Origin of the sequence: Vogesella mureinivorans (assembly GCF_007644035.1) — a bacterium.
Classification (GTDB): Bacteria; Pseudomonadota; Gammaproteobacteria; order Burkholderiales; family Chromobacteriaceae; genus Vogesella; species Vogesella mureinivorans.
The window spans coordinates 1-303 of sequence record NZ_VMTV02000272.1 but is presented as its reverse complement, the minus strand read 5'-3'; the positions used below and the strand labels follow the sequence as shown (position 1 = coordinate 303).

The 303-nt window shown below is 60.7% G+C and carries 1 tRNA gene; it reads right to left on the bottom strand.

From position 1 onward, the window contains the following. Window positions 1-153 precede the first annotated feature (153 nt). Window positions 154-238 (bottom strand) — tRNA-Leu (locus tag FLQ44_RS08235). Between the last annotated feature and the right edge of the window lie 65 nt (window positions 239-303).

Here is a 303-nt window from a genome sequence, read left to right as displayed (position 1 = left end):
CAGACTTGCAAGCTGAGAATCCAGTTCTCGCTTCCGCTGCCCTGGTCGCTGCGACGAAGCTGCGCGCAAATCGAAGCGACATCTGCAGCCCCGGCATCCATGGCGTGAAAAGCAGAAGGCCCGCTCTTGCGAGCGGGCCTTCTGTCTTCAATCTGGTGCCCAAGAGAGGACTCGAACCTCCACGGGTCGCCCCGCTAGTACCTGAAACTAGTGCGTCTACCAATTCCGCCACCTGGGCAGGTGTCCCGCGATCTGCGCTTTGCGTTGCAGCACCGGAGAGCCGCGCACTTTACGGATCGTGAT